15 protein-coding genes are annotated in these 17,942 nt (G+C 55.0%); 5 read left to right on the forward strand and 10 right to left on the reverse strand.

The genetic code is table 11. The features are described from left to right. Positions 1-354: 354 nt before the first annotated feature. The 7 genes from EH228_RS14545 to EH228_RS14575 form a co-directional block, all read right to left on the reverse strand. A complete protein-coding gene (locus tag EH228_RS14545; RefSeq protein WP_152322344.1) occupies positions 355-1,788 on the reverse strand; it encodes a purine-cytosine permease family protein in 1,434 nt (477 codons plus the stop codon). Positions 1,789-1,994: 206 nt separating this feature from the next. Further along, positions 1,995-3,515 carry an acetaldehyde dehydrogenase ExaC gene (gene exaC, locus EH228_RS14550; protein WP_152322345.1) on the reverse strand — a complete coding sequence of 507 codons (1,521 nt, stop codon included), beginning with the start codon at positions 3,513-3,515 and terminating at the stop codon, positions 1,995-1,997. Positions 3,516-3,753: 238 nt separating this feature from the next. Beyond that, complete coding sequence (locus EH228_RS14555) at positions 3,754-4,470, reverse strand: glutamine amidotransferase (RefSeq protein WP_338030666.1); 717 nt, start codon at positions 4,468-4,470, stop codon at positions 3,754-3,756. 737 nt (positions 4,471-5,207) lie between these two features. Continuing rightward, a complete protein-coding gene (locus EH228_RS14560; RefSeq protein ID WP_152322346.1) occupies positions 5,208-6,518 on the reverse strand; it encodes an MFS transporter in 1,311 nt (436 codons plus the stop codon). A 102-nt stretch (positions 6,519-6,620) separates the two neighbouring features. After that, complete coding sequence (locus EH228_RS14565) at positions 6,621-7,259, reverse strand: N-carbamoylsarcosine amidohydrolase (protein ID WP_152322347.1); 639 nt, start codon at positions 7,257-7,259, stop codon at positions 6,621-6,623. A gap of 90 nt (positions 7,260-7,349) precedes the next feature. Beyond that, on the reverse strand, positions 7,350-8,171 hold the full coding sequence (locus EH228_RS14570; protein ID WP_152322348.1) for an alpha/beta fold hydrolase: 822 nt from the start codon (positions 8,169-8,171) through the stop codon (positions 7,350-7,352). Then, positions 8,171-9,316: an FAD-dependent monooxygenase gene (locus tag EH228_RS14575; RefSeq protein ID WP_152322349.1), complete on the reverse strand. Its 1,146-nt coding sequence runs from the start codon at positions 9,314-9,316 to the stop codon at positions 8,171-8,173. The genes EH228_RS14570 and EH228_RS14575 overlap by 1 nt, the downstream gene beginning before the upstream one ends. A gap of 324 nt (positions 9,317-9,640) precedes the next feature. Between EH228_RS14575 and EH228_RS14580 the strand changes: the two genes are divergently transcribed. The 5 genes from EH228_RS14580 to EH228_RS14600 all read left to right on the forward strand — a co-directional run bounded on the left by EH228_RS14580 (position 9,641) and on the right by EH228_RS14600 (position 16,356). Further along, a complete protein-coding gene (locus EH228_RS14580) occupies positions 9,641-10,693 on the forward strand; it encodes a 2,5-dihydroxypyridine 5,6-dioxygenase (protein ID WP_152322350.1) in 1,053 nt (350 codons plus the stop codon). 78 nt (positions 10,694-10,771) lie between these two features. Continuing rightward, positions 10,772-11,233: a MarR family winged helix-turn-helix transcriptional regulator gene (locus EH228_RS14585; RefSeq protein WP_152322351.1), complete on the forward strand. Its 462-nt coding sequence runs from the start codon at positions 10,772-10,774 to the stop codon at positions 11,231-11,233. A gap of 43 nt (positions 11,234-11,276) precedes the next feature. Next, entirely contained in the window at positions 11,277-11,804 is a 528-nt protein-coding gene (locus EH228_RS14590; RefSeq protein ID WP_420841467.1) for a (2Fe-2S)-binding protein, read from the forward strand. Beyond that, positions 11,801-15,370: a molybdopterin cofactor-binding domain-containing protein gene (locus EH228_RS14595; RefSeq protein ID WP_152322353.1), complete on the forward strand. Its 3,570-nt coding sequence runs from the start codon at positions 11,801-11,803 to the stop codon at positions 15,368-15,370. The genes EH228_RS14590 and EH228_RS14595 overlap by 4 nt, the downstream gene beginning before the upstream one ends. Positions 15,371-15,384: 14 nt before the next feature. Beyond that, positions 15,385-16,356 (forward strand): XdhC family protein, encoded by a 972-nt coding sequence (locus EH228_RS14600; RefSeq protein ID WP_152322354.1) that lies wholly within the window; start codon positions 15,385-15,387, stop codon positions 16,354-16,356. On the opposite strand, the gene EH228_RS14605 is transcribed toward EH228_RS14600, so the two are convergent. From EH228_RS14605 to EH228_RS14615, 3 genes are all read right to left on the reverse strand, one after another. Further along, positions 16,340-16,912: a nucleotidyltransferase family protein gene (locus tag EH228_RS14605; protein ID WP_152322355.1), complete on the reverse strand. Its 573-nt coding sequence runs from the start codon at positions 16,910-16,912 to the stop codon at positions 16,340-16,342. The two genes, EH228_RS14600 and EH228_RS14605, sit on opposite strands and share 17 nt — an antisense overlap. A gap of 65 nt (positions 16,913-16,977) precedes the next feature. Continuing rightward, complete coding sequence (gene def / locus EH228_RS14610) at positions 16,978-17,493, reverse strand: peptide deformylase (RefSeq protein WP_193323353.1); 516 nt, start codon at positions 17,491-17,493, stop codon at positions 16,978-16,980. Further along, entirely contained in the window at positions 17,483-17,905 is a 423-nt protein-coding gene (locus EH228_RS14615) for a VOC family protein (protein WP_152322357.1), read from the reverse strand. The genes def and EH228_RS14615 overlap by 11 nt, the downstream gene beginning before the upstream one ends. Positions 17,906-17,942 lie beyond the last annotated feature (37 nt).

Genomic DNA, 17,942 nt, shown 5'->3' on the forward strand with positions numbered 1-17,942 from the left:
AAGCAGTTCCCTCATCATTAATCCCGGTTTTAATAAGACCCGTTTTTAGAATTATCATCGCTATGTAAAAAGATGTTGACTAAATCTCCTTACATAAAAAGCTCTCCACGCCAGTGGAATGGTAGCGTTGAGCAGTGGGATAACACCAGGATCAGCGTCATTTTGCAAACCACCGATAAGCTAATACGTCGATAATTCTTAAGCATTCTCCCTTTATCCGACTAAAACAGCGGATTAGCATCAACACTTAACATTGCCCGATAGCCATCCGGCGGCACGGTGAGGCAACGATTGCCATCCGCTAAAGCGCGATAGATCAGAGCGGAAACAGCTTCCGCCCTTTTCAGCCGTCGGTTAACTGTTCTCTGGAAAAATCGTTGCCGACAAGCGATGTTGCCTGGCGCTACGGTTGACCAGCAGCCAACACAGCGCCGTGACCACCCAGCCGATAATCCACGAAATATCATTGCCATCAAACAACCAGACCAGCGAACCGCTGTAAAAGCCGTTGGAAATAAAGGGCAACTGAATCAGTACCCCCACCACGTAAGTCCCGATACCGATCATATTCCAGCGCTTGTAGCGCCCCGCCGGGTTGGAAAGTGCCGGAATATCCACGTGCCCGTGAGAGATAAAATAGTAATCCATCAGATTCATGGCGCTCCACGGGACGAAGAAAGCCAACAGGAACAGCAGGAACTGGGTGAATGACTTCAGAAAAGAAGGTTCACTGATCATCGCAATGGTGCAGCTGATAACCACCATCCCGATAATGAAGATGATGCGTCCGGTCGCAGTGATGGTCGCTGTCTTTCTGAAACCACACACAATGGTGGTTAACGACATAAAACTGCCGTAGGCGTTAAGCGTGGTAAAGGTGATTTTGCCAAAGCAAATAGCAAAATAGAGTACCAGCGCCATTGTCCCGGAGGACCCCAGACCGACGATATACCCCACTTCATTGCCGGAAAAAGCCTTACCTGCCAGCGCGGCGGCAATCACCCCGAGGGTCATTGAAAGCTGTGTTCCCAATGCAGTCCCGGCAAACACCGCCAGGAAGGTGTTACCCGACGAGACATCATGCGGCAAATAGCGTGAATAATCAGAAACGTAGGGGCAGAAAGCAATTTGCCATGAAGAAGAAAGCGACATCGCCAGCAGGAACATCGACAACGAAAAATGCCGGTTGTTCAGCAACGCACTGACATCATTTTCCAGAAACAATCGAAAGAACAGATAAATAAAGGTCAGTACCCCGACAACGCTGGCCACTTTCCCCAGGCTGTGGATCAACCGGTATCCCAGAGTGGCGACCACAATAATGATAACCCCGAAAGCAATAATTCCAGCCCGATCGCTGATGCTGGCTAAATGCGCCAACGCCTGGCCAGCCAGTACGGTGCCGCTGGCCGAAAAGCCAACATACATCACACAGACCAGCACCAGTGGGATCACCGCGCCATAAACCCCAAACTGCGTACGGCACGTGATCATCTGCGGCAGTCCCAGACGCGGGCCTTGCACCGCATGCAGCGCCATAATACCGGCGCCGAGGATCTGCCCAACCAGCAAACCAATCAGCGACCAGACCACATCGCCGCCCAGTACCACCGCCAGCGCACCGGTAACAATCGCGGTAATTTGCAGGTTGCCGCCGAACCACAACGTGAACTGGCTGAACACATTACCGTGGCGTTCTGATTCTGGAATGTAATCAATGCTGCGTGTTTCAATAAGGCGGGAACCCGAACGTTCACTGCCGTGTGGAGCAGATGATGCTGACGACATAACTCACCCCTGACCTGTTATTAACCTTGTATATACAACCCTATGTCAGCGTGACATATTCCCTGGAGGTCGGCAAGATCTCAGGTCATAAGAAAAATCAATGTGTTGTAGGCGACATGAGTGATGTTGTGCAGCCCTGCTCATGCCATCCCTGGCAACTGACGCTGTACTCAGCGAGCCTGTTTCGCACACGTCTCTGCTCAGGATCAGAACAACCCCAGTGGCTGCACACTGTAACTCACCAGTAAATTTTTAGTCTGCTGATAGTGGTCGAGGATCATCTTATGAGTCTCGCGGCCAATACCCGATTTTTTATAGCCGCCAAAGGCGGCATGAGCCGGATACAGGTGATAGCAATTAACCCATACACGTCCGGCTTTAATCGCCCTACTCACCCGATACGCCCGGTTGATATCACGAGTCCACACGCCCGCTCCCAGACCATAAACGGAGTCATTCGCCATGGCGATCGCTTCTGCCTCATCTTTAAAAGTGGTGACGCCCACCACCGGCCCGAAGATCTCCTCCTGGAAGACACGCATACGGTTATTCCCCTTCAGCAAGGTCGGCTGAATGTAATAACCCGTCGACAAATCGCCTTCCAGTGGTTCGATACCACCACCAGTCAATACTTCGGCCCCCTCTTTCTGTGCAATATCCAGATAAGAAAGGATTTTATCGAATTGCTGCTGCGAGGCCTGCGCACCGATCATCGTCTCGGTGTCCATTGGGTCACCACGTTTGATACTTTTAACGCGTTTCATCACCGCCGCCATAAATGGCGCATAGATTGATTCCTGTACCAGCGCGCGGGACGGACAGGTACAGACCTCCCCCTGATTAAGGAAGCCCAGCACCACACCTTCCGCCGCTTTTTCAATAAAGGAGGGTTCGGCCTGCATAATATCTTCAAAGAAAATGTTGGGCGATTTTCCGCCCAGTTCGACGGTGGAAGGGATCAGATTTTTCGCGGCCAGTTCAAGAATGTGCCCACCGGTCGCCGTAGAACCGGTAAAAGCCACTTTGGCGATACGCGGATGAGCGGCCAGCGCTTCTCCCGCTTCACGGCCATAGCCATGTACCACGTTGAGTACGCCATTTGGCAGTAAATCGGCGATCAGTTCTCCCATCAACGTTATTGACAGTGGCGTCTGCTCTGCGGGTTTAAGCACCACACAGTTGCCTGCTGCCAGCGCGGGTGCCAGTTTCCAGGCCGCCATCAGCAATGGGAAATTCCATGGAATAATCTGAGCCACCACACCCAGCGGTTCATGAAAATGGTATGCGGCAGTAAACTCGTCAAGCTCGGCAGCCGCCCCTTCCTGCGCCCGTAAACACCCCGCAAAGTAACGGAAATGATCCACCGCCAGCGGCAGATCGGCGGCCAGCGTTTCGCGCACCGGCTTGCCGTTATCCCAGCTTTCATGCACCGCGAGATATTCCAGCTTTTCCTCCAGGCGATCGGCTATTTTCAACAGCGTCAGCGAACGGATCTGTACCGACGTTTTCCCCCAGGCTTCTGCGGCGGCATGGGCGGCATCAATCGCCTTCTCAACATCATCCTGGTCGGAGCGTGGAAACTCGCCGATGATGGAACCGTTAACCGGCGAGGTATTGGTAAAATACACACCATTAACAGGTGGCACGAACTCACCATTGATAAAGTTACCGTAATGCGATCTGAGGCTGATCAGCGAATCTTTGTTGCCTGGATAAGCGTAACGCATCATCGTTCTCCTTTGCGGGTGATCTTTTGTTTGGATTTAACAAAAGAAAAACCAATAATTAACATTATTAATCAAAGTGAGAATGTCAGATTGCCAACGCAGAAACTGTGATCGAACCAATTGCCAGGGGGAATTTTAGTGGTCGATGTGAGGTAACGCACAACACCGGGAGTCATTGAAACTCCCGGTAGGCCAGGCTGAATATGACACCGGCAACGTTGTCTGACGCGACGAGTATTCAGGCCTGTTTACTGATCTGACGCCGCTGCTGCCAGAAATCCAGCAACAGTTTACGCGACCAGACCGGTTCTGTCTGATGCGTCATCAGGCTGCTTACCGCATTATTTTGCATACAGACAGTCATGATTTCGTCGGTAAACTCAGGATGAAACTGCACCGACAGCGCCTGCGGGGTGTAACGGATAATCTGGCAGTCATCCCGCGCGGATGACGCGAGAACCTGAGCGCCTGGCGGTGGCTGCAGCACCGATTGACGGTGTGAAAGCCATGCGGAAAACTGCGCGGGCAACGAGTTGAGCAGCGGATCATGCTGACTGGCGGGGTTAGTTTCCAACTGCTGTAGCCCGTACTCCCAGCCCCGTGGATTATCATCCACCTGTCCGCCCAACGCATAAGCCATCAGTTGATGTCCATAGCAGACGCCAAGCAGCGGCAACTTATTATCCACAGCATGACGGATCCATGCTGCGGTACGTTCACTCCATTCGGCATGGTCAGTGACCATCGCCCACGAACCGCTGAGGATAGCGGCAGATATCGACGCCGGGTCGGGCAACGCTTCGCCCAGATCGGGGCGGATGACAATATACTCATCCGCCTGCAACCCCAGCGCGGCAACAAACCAGTGCTGCTGTTCGCCAACCTGCTTCATTACCGCCTCTGGCGGTGTTTCCAACTGGATAATCGCTAACGGAAGAAGATGAGAATTCATCATCGTTCAAACCATCCTTATCAGTAACCTGCCGACAGCCGGCGTTATTGAAATATCATGGCACGATGCCACCTTATCTGTCACATCACATTTTCATCACATGATCTTACTCATCATCATGGCTACACGGCATCGCCACCGGTTTGCCAGACACCGTTGTGCCTCCCCCATCAATCGTAGATACGCGACTGATATAATCATGATTAGCCCGCATCAGACACGGCAAAAGCAGATGCAGAACCCGAGTCAGAGATCAGTGGCCAATGAAACATCCCCAGTCTGTCTGGCGCCATGTGCTGTCATGCAGGATAGTAGATGTAGATAACGCAGAAAAAAGATCATCAGTATCTCGCGAAGTAAAAGTGACAGTGTCACCAACTTTTATTCACGGATCAGTGCAATGACGGAGGGTCGTTAAGATCCGCTTCCCCTGTCCGCTGATGATAGCGCTCAGCAATGAAATCGCTCATCGGGTGACAGGCAATATAGCGGACAAAATTCGCATCATAAAATGCGCCGCTTTACGGCCTTCGGGATAACGTGTTTTATTCAGCGTACCGACGATGTGATGAAAACACACTGGCGCAATAAAAAATTCAGTCGATCACAATCAGCCAGGGAAACTATATTTAAACATCCCGCATACGTTTCCTTAGCAGGATGTTTTTCAGGAATAGGATGAACGACTGATTCAACAATAAATTACCCTGTCACTGAGGCATATGGCACCCGTGACGTCATTAACGGTTAACCAGTTTCGCCGGTAAAGCGATAACCAGCAGACAGCTTAACAACAGACAAACGGCAAAAAACCATAACGCGCCATTGCCGCTGCCGGTAAGATCCAGCGCGATACCCATGATCGAATTACTGACCAGTCCGGCGATGTTGGCTATCGAGCAGGCTAGCGCAAATCCCGCCGCCGCCGCTGTACCTTTCAGGAAGGTCGCTGGCAGACTGAAGAAGACCGGCACCGCACCAATGATCATCGCCTGGGCAATCGAAAACAGCAGCACGGTCATCATCACGTTTTGTGAGAAAAAGGTACTGGCTCCCATCGCCGCCGCGCCGACAATAAACGGCACGATGATATGCCAGCGTCGTTCACGCATCCGATCCGAGCTCTTGCCCAGCACCAGCATACCGACCAGCGCCGCCAGACTGGGGATCGCGGTCAAATAACCAATAGTGCGGATGTCGGTGGTTCCGGCTTTTTTAATAAAAGTCGGCATCCAGAAAGCCATCGCATAGGCACTGAGCAAAATGGAGAAATCGATCCCGCCCAGTATCACCACACGAATATTCAACAGGCCATCACGCAGGCGATGTTTCACCCCTTTCGCCTGAGCTTCGTCACTATCCAGCTCACGCTGTATCGCCTGTTTTTCTTCCTCGCTAAGCCAGGTGGCGCTTACCACGTTGTTGGGCAGCAACCAGAAAGTCATCACCCCCAGTAGCATGCTCGGTATCCCTTCCAGCAGAAACAGCCATTGCCAGCCCTGCAGACCATAGACTTGATGAAAATGGCTCATGATCCAGCCGGAAACCGGCCCGCCAATCAGGCTGGAGAGCGGCAGCCCCAGCATAAACAACGCGATGATGCGGCTGCGACGCCAACTGGGGAACCATTTGGTGAGATAGAACAACACGCCCGGCAGAAAACCCGCTTCCGCAGCCCCCAGTAAGAAACGCACAATATAAAACTGCACCGGCGTTTTCACCAGCAGCGTGGCGGTGGAGAATATCCCCCAGGTTATCATGATGCGCGCAATCCAGACCTTTGCGCCAACACGTTGCAGGATCAGATTACTCGGTACTTCAAACAAAATGTAGCCAACAAAAAACAGCCCGGCGCCGAAACCAAACGCCGTTTCGCTCAATGACAGGTCACTGGCCATTTGCAGCTTCGCCAGGCCAATGTTAATGCGATCGAGATAAGCCGCCAGGTAACATAAACAGAGAAAAGGGATCAACTTCCAGGTGATTTTACGATAGATAGCGGCAGTGTCCTCGGCTGCCAACACAGCAGGACGGGTTGTAGCAACAGTCATGATTTTCTCCGGGTGAAATAACCCCTGATGGGCGTGTTGTTATACGTTTCTCATCCGTCGAAACGTGCTCTTTTGCATACTCCGTGCAGGTGAATAGCGCCTTTAACAGGCGCTGAGATTCCCGAGATACGCCAGCACTGCGGCTTTGGAGACCACATCGCCATATTTACTATCAATATCAAACAGATTGGCTTCATGCGGTGCGGCGTGACGATCGCCCACGCATTCACGCACAACCATGGCGCGAAAGCCATATTGCAAAGCATCGACCGCGCTGGCGCGCACGCAGCCGCTGGTAGAACACCCGGCGATGATCAGGGTATCGATACCTTCGTTCACCAGCAGTGGGGCCAGCGCGGTACCAAAAAAGGCGCTGGCATATTGCTTGGTGATCACCACTTCATCCGCTAATGGCAATACTTCCGGACAGAACGCAGCCAGAGGATGACCTTCCACCATGTCGCGCATCACTGGCGCTTTCTGCACCCAACGACCGCCATCACGCTGATGCTGTGGGTGATAACGAATCTGGCTATGCACCACCGGAATGGCATAGCGACGGGCGGTTTCCAGTAACGTTTGCGCTTCCTGTACCGCCACCACCACGCCCGGAGCAAACAACGGTGCCCCCGGCGTGGTATAGCCCTGTAGAAAATCGACCATCAGCAAGGCCGGATGTTTACCAAAACCGATGCGGTTCCCCCAGACACCGGCGTAATTTTCACTGGCACTTTGTGTCATCAGTATTTCTCCTTACCCATCACCGGAGGTGTGAGGTTTCCGTGGTGATGTTGGCATTTGGCACACTCTGCCCGATGCGATATTGGCGCGTCATGACTGAGCGTCCACGTGCAGGGGAACGCCGAGGAAAGACCCAAAGGCCGTGAAGAAACCGGGGAAATTATCCCAGGGGATCATATGTCCGGCGTTTTCAACGTGAACGATTGCAATAGAAGGCAATAGCGTGCGGATCTCTGCTTCATCTTCCGCCTGAATGACCCCGCCTTTGCCTGCCACCATAAGTAGCGTTTTGGCTGGGATCTGCGGGAAATATTGATGAATATCGAGCTGGTGAAAGTCGTCATAAGCTCGGCGGATCGCCGGTTCATAGCAAGTCGGCAGCCATTCGGCACGTAACTGGCGCTGTTCTTCCGTCCAGCTCGGGCAATATTTCTTCATCGCTTCAGCATCCATGCCCTGCTCTGACTCGCGGATCGAATCCTGATACCATGGCCACAGCCCCGGATAGTGACGACGGCCTGGCCCCGAAACAGGTGGATCAATCAACGACAGCGACAACACGCCATCCGGTTGTTTTACCGCTGCGCGGATGATAAAACGCGCCCCCATCGAATGGCCGACCAGGTGATACTGTTGCAGCCCCAATGCTTGCGCAAAGGCATTGATGTCATCGGCACAGCATTCGCTGCCGTAATCCAGCCCCTCGCCGCTACTGGATAAACCGCGACCACGCACATCCAGTACCCAGGTATCAAACTGCTGACCAAACACTTCCGCGACAAAACCCCAGGTGATCGCCGGGCTGGTAATCCCGGGTACCAGGATCAGCGCCGGGCCTTTGCCACCGTAACGCAGATAGTGCTGGCGAATGCCGTTGGCCTGAACCTGGCCGCCGTACAGATAATGACTCATCAGGACACCTCGCTGTTCAGCGGCGCCGAAAATACGTCATAGCCATACACCCAGGACGGATCTTCCTGGGTACGCAGGAAAGTATTGGCGTTAGAGACGGCCTGCACGCGTGAAGCGCGTTCTTTGCGGTTAACCTCGTACAGGCGGAAAGCGGTGCGGTAATCATCAAGGCCGGTTTCAGTCAGGCAGCGCGTCAGCATCGCGGCATCTTCAATCGCCATCGCCGCGCCCTGCGCCATATGTGGTTTCATCGGATGACAGGCATCGCCCAGCAATACGATGCGCCCTTCACTCCACACCGGTAACGGTTGGCGATTAAGCAGCGGCCACTTGGTTATCGATTCACTGCATTCAATCAACGCCTGTACCACGGGATGGTAATCACCAAAGGTTTCCAGCATTTCCTGCTGGCTGCTGTCAACAAAACTCCCCGTGAATTCCCATGACGGATGCGGCACGCCAGAGACGTAGTAATACTCATCACGTGATTTTGTGGTGTAATAAACCATCAGGTGACGATCATCCGACCACCATTTAACGCAATCTTCGAAACTCAGGTTGTATTTACGCAGTTGCTCGCCACGAATCAACGCACGGTGCGCAACCCAGCCACTGTAAGTCGGCGCTTCCACCCCCAGAAGATGCTCGCGTATTTTTGAGTTGATGCCATCCGCACCAATGACGATATCCGCACGTTGTTCGCTACCATCCTGGAAACGCAGTAGTACATCACTGCCGCTGTCTTCCACGCTGCTCAGACACTTGTTGAAATGTACCGATCCAGGTTCAAGACTGGTCATCTGCATCGCCTGCAAATCGCCGCGATGTACCGTGACATAGGCCGCGCCGTACTCTTTGCGCGCAAATTCTCCCAGCGGAATACGTGAGAGGTACTCACCGGTTTCGCCATCGCGGCTGAACCAAAAATCCGGATGTGAAGCCAACTCTTCCAGTTGTTGTTCGATCCCCATACGACGGAACACTTTGAGCACATTCGGCCCCATGTGAATACCGGCGCCAATCCGCGAAAATACCGGGCTCTGTTCGTAAACCTGCACCTCGAAGCCCGCTTTCTGTAACAACGAACCTGCGGCGAGTCCGCCAAGACCTGCACCAACGATCGCAATGCGTTTCATATTGCTCATGTTTTCCTCTTAAGACTCACACTTAATTGAAGGTATACCCTGCATTATTTTTTCGCCCCACCCTGAAAAATGAAGCGTACACACTATTTTATCTAAAAAATTTCGCTTTCATGTTATGTCATGTCTATGGGCTATTCTCCGCATGGAATGATGTTAGACACAGTATTTACGCCGCGTTAAATAGGCTTTTCTTATGGAAAGAAGAAATGCTTGCACTCTTATCAGGAACGCGTCTATAACAAAAACATGAAGTGTATTCACTATAAATGGCTGATATTTTGAGCAGTGGATATTCTCTGTCGTCTAACCTGAGAGGACCCCGTAATGGCTGTAAATCAGAGTCAGTTAGGCCAGATGTTTGAACAGGTATTACGTCTGTCTAACGTTGATGCGACACAGAGCGTCGCCATTTTGAAAAGTCACTATTCTGATGCACGTACCGTGCAAGCCGCGACCGATGCTGCACTCAGATTGGGCGCAAAAGTGTATTGCGTTGAGCTGCCAGCTTTTAACCATCCCACCGCGATGGGCAACGATATGACCGCCTATTGCGGCGATACCGCGCTGACCGGCAACATCGCTGCTCAGCGGGCGCTGGAAGCGGCGGATCTGGTTGTCGATACCATGATGCTGCTGCACTCTCCAGAGCAGGAACAAATCCTCAAAACCGGTACGCGTATCCTTCTGGCCGTTGAACCACCGGAAGTATTGGCACGAATGTTGCCAACCGAAGAAGACAAATCGCGTGTACTGGCCGCCGCCGCCGTACTGGAAAAAGCGCGCATGATGACCGTGAAATCGTCGGCGGGTAGCGATTTTCGTGCCCCACTGGGACAGTATCCGACCGTCACCGAATATGGTTACGCCGATGAACCAGGCCGCTGGGATCACTGGCCGAGCGGTTTCCTGTTTACCTGGCCGAATGAAGAGCAGGCCGAAGGGGTACTGGTGTTGGAAGTGGGCGACATCCTGCTGCCTTTTAAGTCCTATGCCCGTGAACGTATCACGCTGGAAATTGAACAAGGTTTTGTCACCAGGATCCACGGTGGGTTTGAGGCGGAATATCTGCGCGATTACATGCGCTACTTCAACGATCCTGATGTGTATGGCATTTCGCATATCGGTTGGGGATTGCAACCGCGCGCGCAGTGGACGGCGATGGGGTTGTACGACAAAAACGACGGCATGTGTATGGATGCCCGCGCATTTTACGGCAACTTCCTGTTCTCTACCGGTCCCAATACCGAAGTTGGCGGTAAACGTAAAACCCCCTGTCATATGGATATCGCATTGCGCCGCTGCGATATCAACGTCGATGATCTGCTGGTGGTGGCAGAAGGCGAAGTCGTGGCGCCGGAGGCTTCACGCGCTCATTAATCTTGCGCAGGGAGTGGCTGTCAGCACAGTGACAATGCATTACACTGCCTGACAGTTTACGGGGAAAAGGACCTTTTTATGGCGCATGACGACACCTCTCCTGAGGGGGAACATTACGACTACACCGAGCAGGTCGGCCATTTGTTGCGCAAGGTTTATCAGCGCCATGTGGCCATTTTTCAGCAACATATCGGCGATTCACAGATTACAGCCGTGCAATTTATTACGCTCTGCGCGCTACGTGATCACGGCCCCAGCGCCCAGAACGATCTGGTGCGCTATACCGCCGTCGATCAGGCCACGATCCGCGGCGTGGTTGAACGATTGAAAGCGCGTGGTCTGGTCAGTCTCGGCCCTGACCCGACCGACAAGCGCAAGGTGATTGTGATGCTGACCACCGCCGGACAGACACTGATCCAGCACACCACCGCCAACGCGCTGCGTATCACTGAAATGACATATGGGCAGCTAAACCCCGCTGAACGGGTCGCGCTGGTTTATCTACTCAGGAAAATGCTGGACGACATGAGCCAGCCATAACCCGGGGCGACTGAACCGCCTCGGTAAGGCGGTAACAATGAACATGATGGCACCGCAGTCTGCCACCCCGGTTTCACCTGTAGGTTTATGCTGTTATGCCTTGACGGTTAATGGCGAAGCAAAGGAAGTGACCAGCTACCGTGATACGTCTTTATTGCTGGTATTGCGTAATGAATTGCATCTCAATGGCCCTAAGTATGGTTGTGGTCTGGGTGAATGCGGCGCCTGTACCGTGATGATTGATGGCATTGCCGCCCGCGCCTGTGTCATCCCCGCCTATGGCGTACGACAGCGAGCCATTACCACCCTCGAAGGCCTGGGCCAGCGCGATGCGCTGCATCCGGTACAACAGGCGTTTATTGAACAACAGGCCGCGCAATGTGGTTACTGCCTTAATGGCATGATCATGACCACCGCCGCGTTATTGCGCGCCCACCCCTGTCCCAGCGATCAACACATTCGCTCAGCGCTCAGCGGAAATCTGTGCCGCTGTGGCACCCATCAGGAAATCCTCTGCGCCGTGAAACGGGCGGTACAACTCTGCCTGCAACAGCCGGGGACGCAACCATGAATCATTCTGCAATCCCGACACAGCAACAACTGCTGAATGCTGACAATGTGCTATTGATAGTCGATGAGGTACAGCCGCCGCCGGGCCTGGTACCGAAAGGCCAGACACCGGCACTCAAACCGAAAGAACTGGCACTGTTCCTGGCGATTGATGGGAGTGGGCAGGTCTGGGCGTTCAACGGCCATGTCGATCTTGGCACTGGGGTAAAAACCGCGCTGACGCAAATCGTCGCGGAGGAACTGAATCTGCGCCTGGATCAAGTGCAAATGGTACTGGGCGATACCCTGCGCGTACCAAACCAGGGAGCGACGATTGCCAGCGCCACCTTACAGATTTCCGCGGTACCCCTACGTAAAGCGGCCGCCGAAGCGCGTCGCTGGCTGACACAGCAGGCTGCAACCCGTTTACAGGTTGCGGCCAACGACTTACGCCTCGATGCCGGTGAATTCCGTCTGGCGAACGGAGCCTGCCTGAGCTTTGCCGAACTGGTCAATGGCCAGCGTTGCCAGATCCCCCTTTCTGATGAGGTCCCGCTCAAACCCACCAGTGACTACCGCCTGGTCGGCACCAGTTCACCGCGGGTCGATATCCCGGCGAAAGCCACTGGCGAACTGACCTGGGTCCATGATCTGCGTTTGCCGGGGATGCTGCATGGTCGGGTGATCCGCCCCCCTTATGCAGGTTATGACAGCGGGCCATTTGTCGGGACTTCATTACTCAGCATTGATGAACGTTCGATTGCACATCTTGATGGCATCGTTAAAGTGGTGCAAATCGCCGATTTTGTCGGCGTGGTGGCGGAACGTGAAGATCAAGCCATCGCCGCGATGGAAGCCCTGCAAGTACACTGGAAACCCTGGCAGCACCTGCTGCCGGATATGCGCGATGTGGAAAAAGCGATCCGCGATAACCCGCGAACGTCACGGGTAGTACACGATACCGGCGCAGTCGATGCGGCGTTGGATAACCTCGCACAGCGCTTTACCCGTCACTACGTCTGGCCTTATCAGTTACACGCTTCCATCGGGCCGTCCTGCGCTGTCGCCGACTATCACACCACGAATTTACAGGTATGGAGCGGTACACAGAATCCGCATTTACTGCGCGCCGATCTCGCCTGGTTGCTGGAAATGCCAGAAAACGCGATTGAGGTGAACCGCATGGAAGCGGCCGGGTGCTATGGCCGCAACTGTGCGGATGATGTCGCAGCGGACGCGGCGCTGTTATCCCGTGCCGTTGGTCAACCGGTACGAGTGCAACTGACCCGCGCCCAGGAACACGTTTGGGAGCCGAAAGGCACCGCGCAATTGATGGATGTGGACGGCGGCCTGGATGCAGCAGGCAATCCGCAGGTGTATGATTTCACCACCGCCTATCCTTCCAACGGCGCCCCCACGCTGGCGCTGTTGTTGACCCAACGCGTCGAACCGCTGGCGCAGGCCTATGAAATGGGTGACCGTACCTCAATCCCCCCCTACGACTTTCCGCATCTGCGCGTCACCATTGAAGATATGGCGCCGCTGGTACGTGCGTCGTGGATGCGCGGAGTGTCTGCGCTGCCAAACACCTTCGCCCATGAATCCTATATGGATGAGCTGGCTCATGCTGCAGGTGTCGACCCGGTGGAATACCGCCTGCGTTACATTAAAGACCCGCGCGCCGTCGAACTGATTCGCTCTACCGCCGGGCGGGCGGGCTGGACACCGCGTACTGAGCCGATGCAGCAGAACAGCGAGCCAGGCGTCTTACGTGGCCGCGGCTTCGCCTATGCCCGCTATATCCACAGTAAGTTCCCCGGTTTCGGCGCGGCGTGGGCGGCGTGGGTCGCGGATGTCGCCATCGATAAACAAAGCGGCGAGATTGCGGTCACCCGTATTACCGTCGGTCATGATGCGGGATTAATGGTTAATCCTGATGGTGTGAAGCACCAGATCCATGGCAATGTGATCCAGTCCACCAGCCGGGTGCTGAAAGAGCAGGTGACGATTGAAAGCAATATCATCGCCAGCCAGGAATGGGGCAGCTATCCGATCCTCACCTTCCCGGAAGTTCCCGATATCGATGTGATGATGGTGCCGCGTCCCGATGACCCTCCGTTGGGTGCGGGAGAATCCGCGTCGGTACCCAGCGCCGCCGCCATCGCAAATGCGGTGTTTGACGCCACGGGTATCCGCTTTCGCGAACTGCCGATTACCTCGGAAAAACTGCGCCAGGCGCTGAACGGACCGGATCCGCGGCCAGAAGCGCCGTTACCGCCCCCTGCGCGTAAAAAAAACCGTCGCCGTAAATGGGCCTTCGGCGGCGCGGCGGGGTTACTTGGCGCGGCGATAGGGATCGCCACGAATGCCCTGCCATGGCGTGCGGCTATCGCACCGGTCACGCCGCTCCCCGCCAGCAGTTGGTCCGTGGAGATGTTGGAACATGGCCGACAGATCGCCGCTGCCGGTGACTGCGCGGTCTGCCATACCCGCGCGGGTGGGGCCACTAACGCGGGTGGTCTGAAAATGGACACGCCGTTTGGCACTCTGTTTTCCAGCAATATCACGCCAGATAAGAACACCGGCATCGGCAACTGGTCCTTTAACGCCTTTGACCGCGCCATGCGTCAGGGCATCAGCCGCGACGGTCATCATCTCTATCCGGCGTTTCCCTACACCGCGTTTCGTCAATTGAGCGAAAGTGATATGCAGGCGTTATATGCCTGGCTGATGTCGCAACCGGCGGTTGAACAGGCACCGATCGCCAATGAAATGCGCTTTCCGTTCAATATGCGCTTCCTGATGGCGGGCTGGAATGCGCTGTATCTGCGTAGCGGCGAATATCAGTACAATCCCGGTAAAAGCGCTGAATGGAACCGGGGCGCCTATCTGGTCAATGCCGCCGGTCACTGTGGAGCCTGCCATTCCCCACGAAATCGGCTGGGCGCAGAGCAAGGCGGCGATCAGTTTCTTGCGGGAGGGTGGGTTGATGGCTGGGAAGCGCCGGCGCTTAATCAGCTCAGCAAAGCGCCGCAACCCTGGACCGCCGCCTCGCTCTACCACTATTTGCGCACAGGCTATGACGACAACCATGGCGTCGCTGCCGGTCCGATGGCGCCAGTGGTCAGCCATCTCGCCACATTACCTGAAGCTGATGTCCGGGCGATGGCGAGTTATCTGGCGGATATGAATCAACCGGCGGAGGGCATGGAATCAGTGGTGCCCTCCCCGGCCAAACCGGCCTGGAACACCGCCGCGGGCGAACGACTGTTTAATGGCGCATGCCTGGCCTGTCACAGTGCCCGCGACGGTGGACCGCAGTTGTTTGGCGTTAGCCCATCCATGGCCAACAGCAGCAGCCTGACCAGCGCCACACCGGATAACCTGTTGCAAGTGGTGCTGCACGGTATCGATCAGCCCGCTACCGATGAACTGGGCTATATGCCCGGCTTCGCCGCCAGCCTGTCGGATCAACAGGTGGCAGACATCGCCGCGTATCTGCGCCAGCGTTACGCGCCTGACCAGCCGGCCTGGACTGACTTAACGGAAAAAGTCGCTCAGGTGCGCGCCCACCCCAGCAACCATTAGCACGGAGGAGATTTATGCTATCACTCGATCAACGTGTTATCGACCAGGCATTGCTGTGGCTGCGACAGGGACAAACTGTCTGGCTATGTACAGTACTGCACAGTTGGGGATCGGCACCGCGATCGCCGGGAGCCATGCTGGCGGCGAATACTCAGGGCCAGTGGACAGGATCGCTTTCGGGCGGCTGCATCGAAGAGGATTTTCTCGCGCGGTTGCAACAGGGAGCCTACCCGCACCCCAGCGAGCGGGTTCGTTACGGAGAAAAAGGCCTGCCTCCCCCCGTGCAGTTACCCTGTGGCGGCATTCTGGATGTGCTGGTAGAACGCTTTACACCGCAGGAACGCGCCCTGACGTTGCTGGCGTCCATGCAGACGGCCCTGAGCGGGGGGCCGTTACTGGCCCGTTATGTTACCCTGGGCCACGATCATCAATGGCAGGTTCTGGCTTCCGGCTCTCCGCTGCCGGAACTGCGCTATGACGACAACAGCGTGGTGCTGCCGCTGGGGGCGGTGACCACGGTGCTGATCGCGGGTTATTCAGCGGTCGCCAGTGAGTGTATCCGCCTGGCGCTGATGCTCGGTTTCCGTGTGCTGGTATGTGAACATCGCGATGCCGAGTTTGAACAATTGCGCGCGACGCGGCCAGACGGTGAAAACCTGTATCTGATCCGACAACATCCAGCGTGTTATCTGGAACAGTCGGGAGCCTCGGCCGCTACGGCGATCCTCTGTCTCACCCATGATCCCCGGATCGATGATTTAACGCTAATGGAAGCGGTGAATACGCCAGCATTTTACATCGGCGCAATGGGATCAGCGAAAAACAGCCAGCGACGTTTGCAACGTCTGGCTGAACGGGGAGGATTATCGGCACCGGCTCTGGCACGCATTCATGCCCCCATCGGCCTGGCGATTGGCAGCAAAACCCCCGCGGAGATTGCCCTGGCGGCATTGGCGGATATTGTTCGCGTCAGGAATGGTTTGTAACAACGGGCAGATCGGCATCACGAATCACTCCGGCATGCGCGTTAATCTTCAGCAGGAGAGCCCCGTCAAGCAAGGCCCGTGCGCCATTATCTCCGCTTAAACGGCTCAGGGCCTCGCCATAGCAAGCCGCGAATCCCACCGGATGACCTGGCTGCTGTGCCCAATACAGCCGTATCTGCGGTGCTCCCTGTTCCAACAGCGCCGCCACATGCCGATAATCCTGCGCCGTGACCCATGCCATATCCCCCGGTTGAATCAGCCAGCCTGACCAACGCCGGGTCTGCCGTACCGCCGCCGCAATACTCTCACCGCTCCCGTTGCTGGCAAGGGTTATCGCGGACACCCCGTAACGCTGGGCAAGATCGAGAACATCCTGGTATTCTGGTCGGGTAACCAGCAACAATGGCAGGCCACTGGCCTGCGCCTGTTGCAACGTCAAGGCCAGTAATGGCTGATTATCTTGCTGCGGCGCCAGCAGTTTATTGCCCTGCCCTCCGGCACGGGTAAATCGTGATCCAACGCCAGCCGCCAGGACGACGATACCAGGAGTGTTCATGGCATCCCCTAATGATACGCCAGTAACATGTTGATGGATTTCAACTGAAGACAGGCAATAATGGCTTATTGTGCACGTTTCCGACGTTGTTTCGCCAGCTGAGCCCTGATCCGTGACCGCTTGAGATCTGACAGCGTATCGGTCAACAATCGCCCATCGAGGTGATCCATTTCATGTTGCAGGCACACGGAAAAACGCCCTTTCGCTTCAATTTCCTGTGGGTTACCGTCCAGATCGATAAAGGCCACCCTGACCCATTGCGCCCGCTCTGCCGGCAAGGGGTGGCCAGGAATTGAGGAACACAGCTCCAGATGGGTCATTTTTTCCACAGACTGCGCCACAATCCGCGGATTAATCAGCGCCAGCCGATGATGTTTTTTATCATCATCGTCCATATCAATAACGATAATCCGCTGCGCCACTCCCAGTTGGATTGCCGCCAGACCGGAATCGTTAGTCGCCTCGATGATGGCAAACATCCGCTCCACCAGCAATTTGGTCTCACCGTCTACGACATCAACCACCCGGGAAACGGCTTTTATCCGGTGATCGTCCAGCCAGAGTACGTTATCAGCCGTCATTTTTCTCTCCATTCGAATGGGTTGCTGACCATTCCGTGTTTTGCAGCACCACTCGGTAACCATCAGGATCAACGAACGTACATCCCTGCCGCTCCCAGTAAGGATTAAAGGCACTTACCACAGTAAAACCGGCTTGTTTCATCCTGGAGCACTGACGCCACCATGCCGTTTTATCCGCGCAATAAAACACCAACAAATCTTCTTTTCCTGGCGAAGGGGGCAGTGGATGAGTATGGCACCGCGTGAATTCGATATGCCAGGGCAACGCTGGATGCCCCATCATCACACCGCTAAAACCATCATGCTCAGCGAATCCGCCGATCCGTTGCAATCCCAGTCCCTGATAATACAGATGACAGGACTGCTCAAGATTGGTGACGGGTCGGGCAATTCTCATGTGGCTAAAAAACATGAAGTCTCCCACCGAACCTGCGATTAATTGCAGATCA

Origin of the sequence: Erwinia endophytica (genome assembly GCF_009295515.1) — a bacterium.
In the GTDB taxonomy this organism is placed as follows: domain Bacteria; phylum Pseudomonadota; class Gammaproteobacteria; order Enterobacterales; family Enterobacteriaceae; genus Erwinia; species Erwinia endophytica.

Bases quoted from the DNA above. Each gene is read 5' to 3' on its own strand.
- EH228_RS14545 (WP_152322344.1), bottom strand. From the start codon at position 1,788: ATGTCGTCAGCATCATCTGCTCCACACGGCAGTGAACGTTCGGGTTCC.
- exaC (WP_152322345.1), bottom strand. From the start codon at position 3,515: ATGCGTTACGCTTATCCAGGCAACAAAGATTCGCTGATCAGCCTCAGA.
- EH228_RS14555 (WP_338030666.1), bottom strand. From the start codon at position 4,470: ATGATGAATTCTCATCTTCTTCCGTTAGCGATTATCCAGTTGGAAACA.
- EH228_RS14560 (WP_152322346.1), bottom strand. From the start codon at position 6,518: ATGACTGTTGCTACAACCCGTCCTGCTGTGTTGGCAGCCGAGGACACT.
- EH228_RS14565 (WP_152322347.1), bottom strand. From the start codon at position 7,259: ATGACACAAAGTGCCAGTGAAAATTACGCCGGTGTCTGGGGGAACCGC.
- EH228_RS14570 (WP_152322348.1), bottom strand. From the start codon at position 8,171: ATGAGTCATTATCTGTACGGCGGCCAGGTTCAGGCCAACGGCATTCGC.
- EH228_RS14575 (WP_152322349.1), bottom strand. From the start codon at position 9,316: ATGAGCAATATGAAACGCATTGCGATCGTTGGTGCAGGTCTTGGCGGA.
- EH228_RS14580 (WP_152322350.1), top strand. From the start codon at position 9,641: ATGGCTGTAAATCAGAGTCAGTTAGGCCAGATGTTTGAACAGGTATTA.
- EH228_RS14585 (WP_152322351.1), top strand. From the start codon at position 10,772: ATGGCGCATGACGACACCTCTCCTGAGGGGGAACATTACGACTACACC.
- EH228_RS14590 (WP_420841467.1), top strand. From the start codon at position 11,277: ATGATGGCACCGCAGTCTGCCACCCCGGTTTCACCTGTAGGTTTATGC.
- EH228_RS14595 (WP_152322353.1), top strand. From the start codon at position 11,801: ATGAATCATTCTGCAATCCCGACACAGCAACAACTGCTGAATGCTGAC.
- EH228_RS14600 (WP_152322354.1), top strand. From the start codon at position 15,385: ATGCTATCACTCGATCAACGTGTTATCGACCAGGCATTGCTGTGGCTG.
- EH228_RS14605 (WP_152322355.1), bottom strand. From the start codon at position 16,912: ATGAACACTCCTGGTATCGTCGTCCTGGCGGCTGGCGTTGGATCACGA.
- def (WP_193323353.1), bottom strand. From the start codon at position 17,493: ATGACGGCTGATAACGTACTCTGGCTGGACGATCACCGGATAAAAGCC.
- EH228_RS14615 (WP_152322357.1), bottom strand. From the start codon at position 17,905: ATGTTTTTTAGCCACATGAGAATTGCCCGACCCGTCACCAATCTTGAG.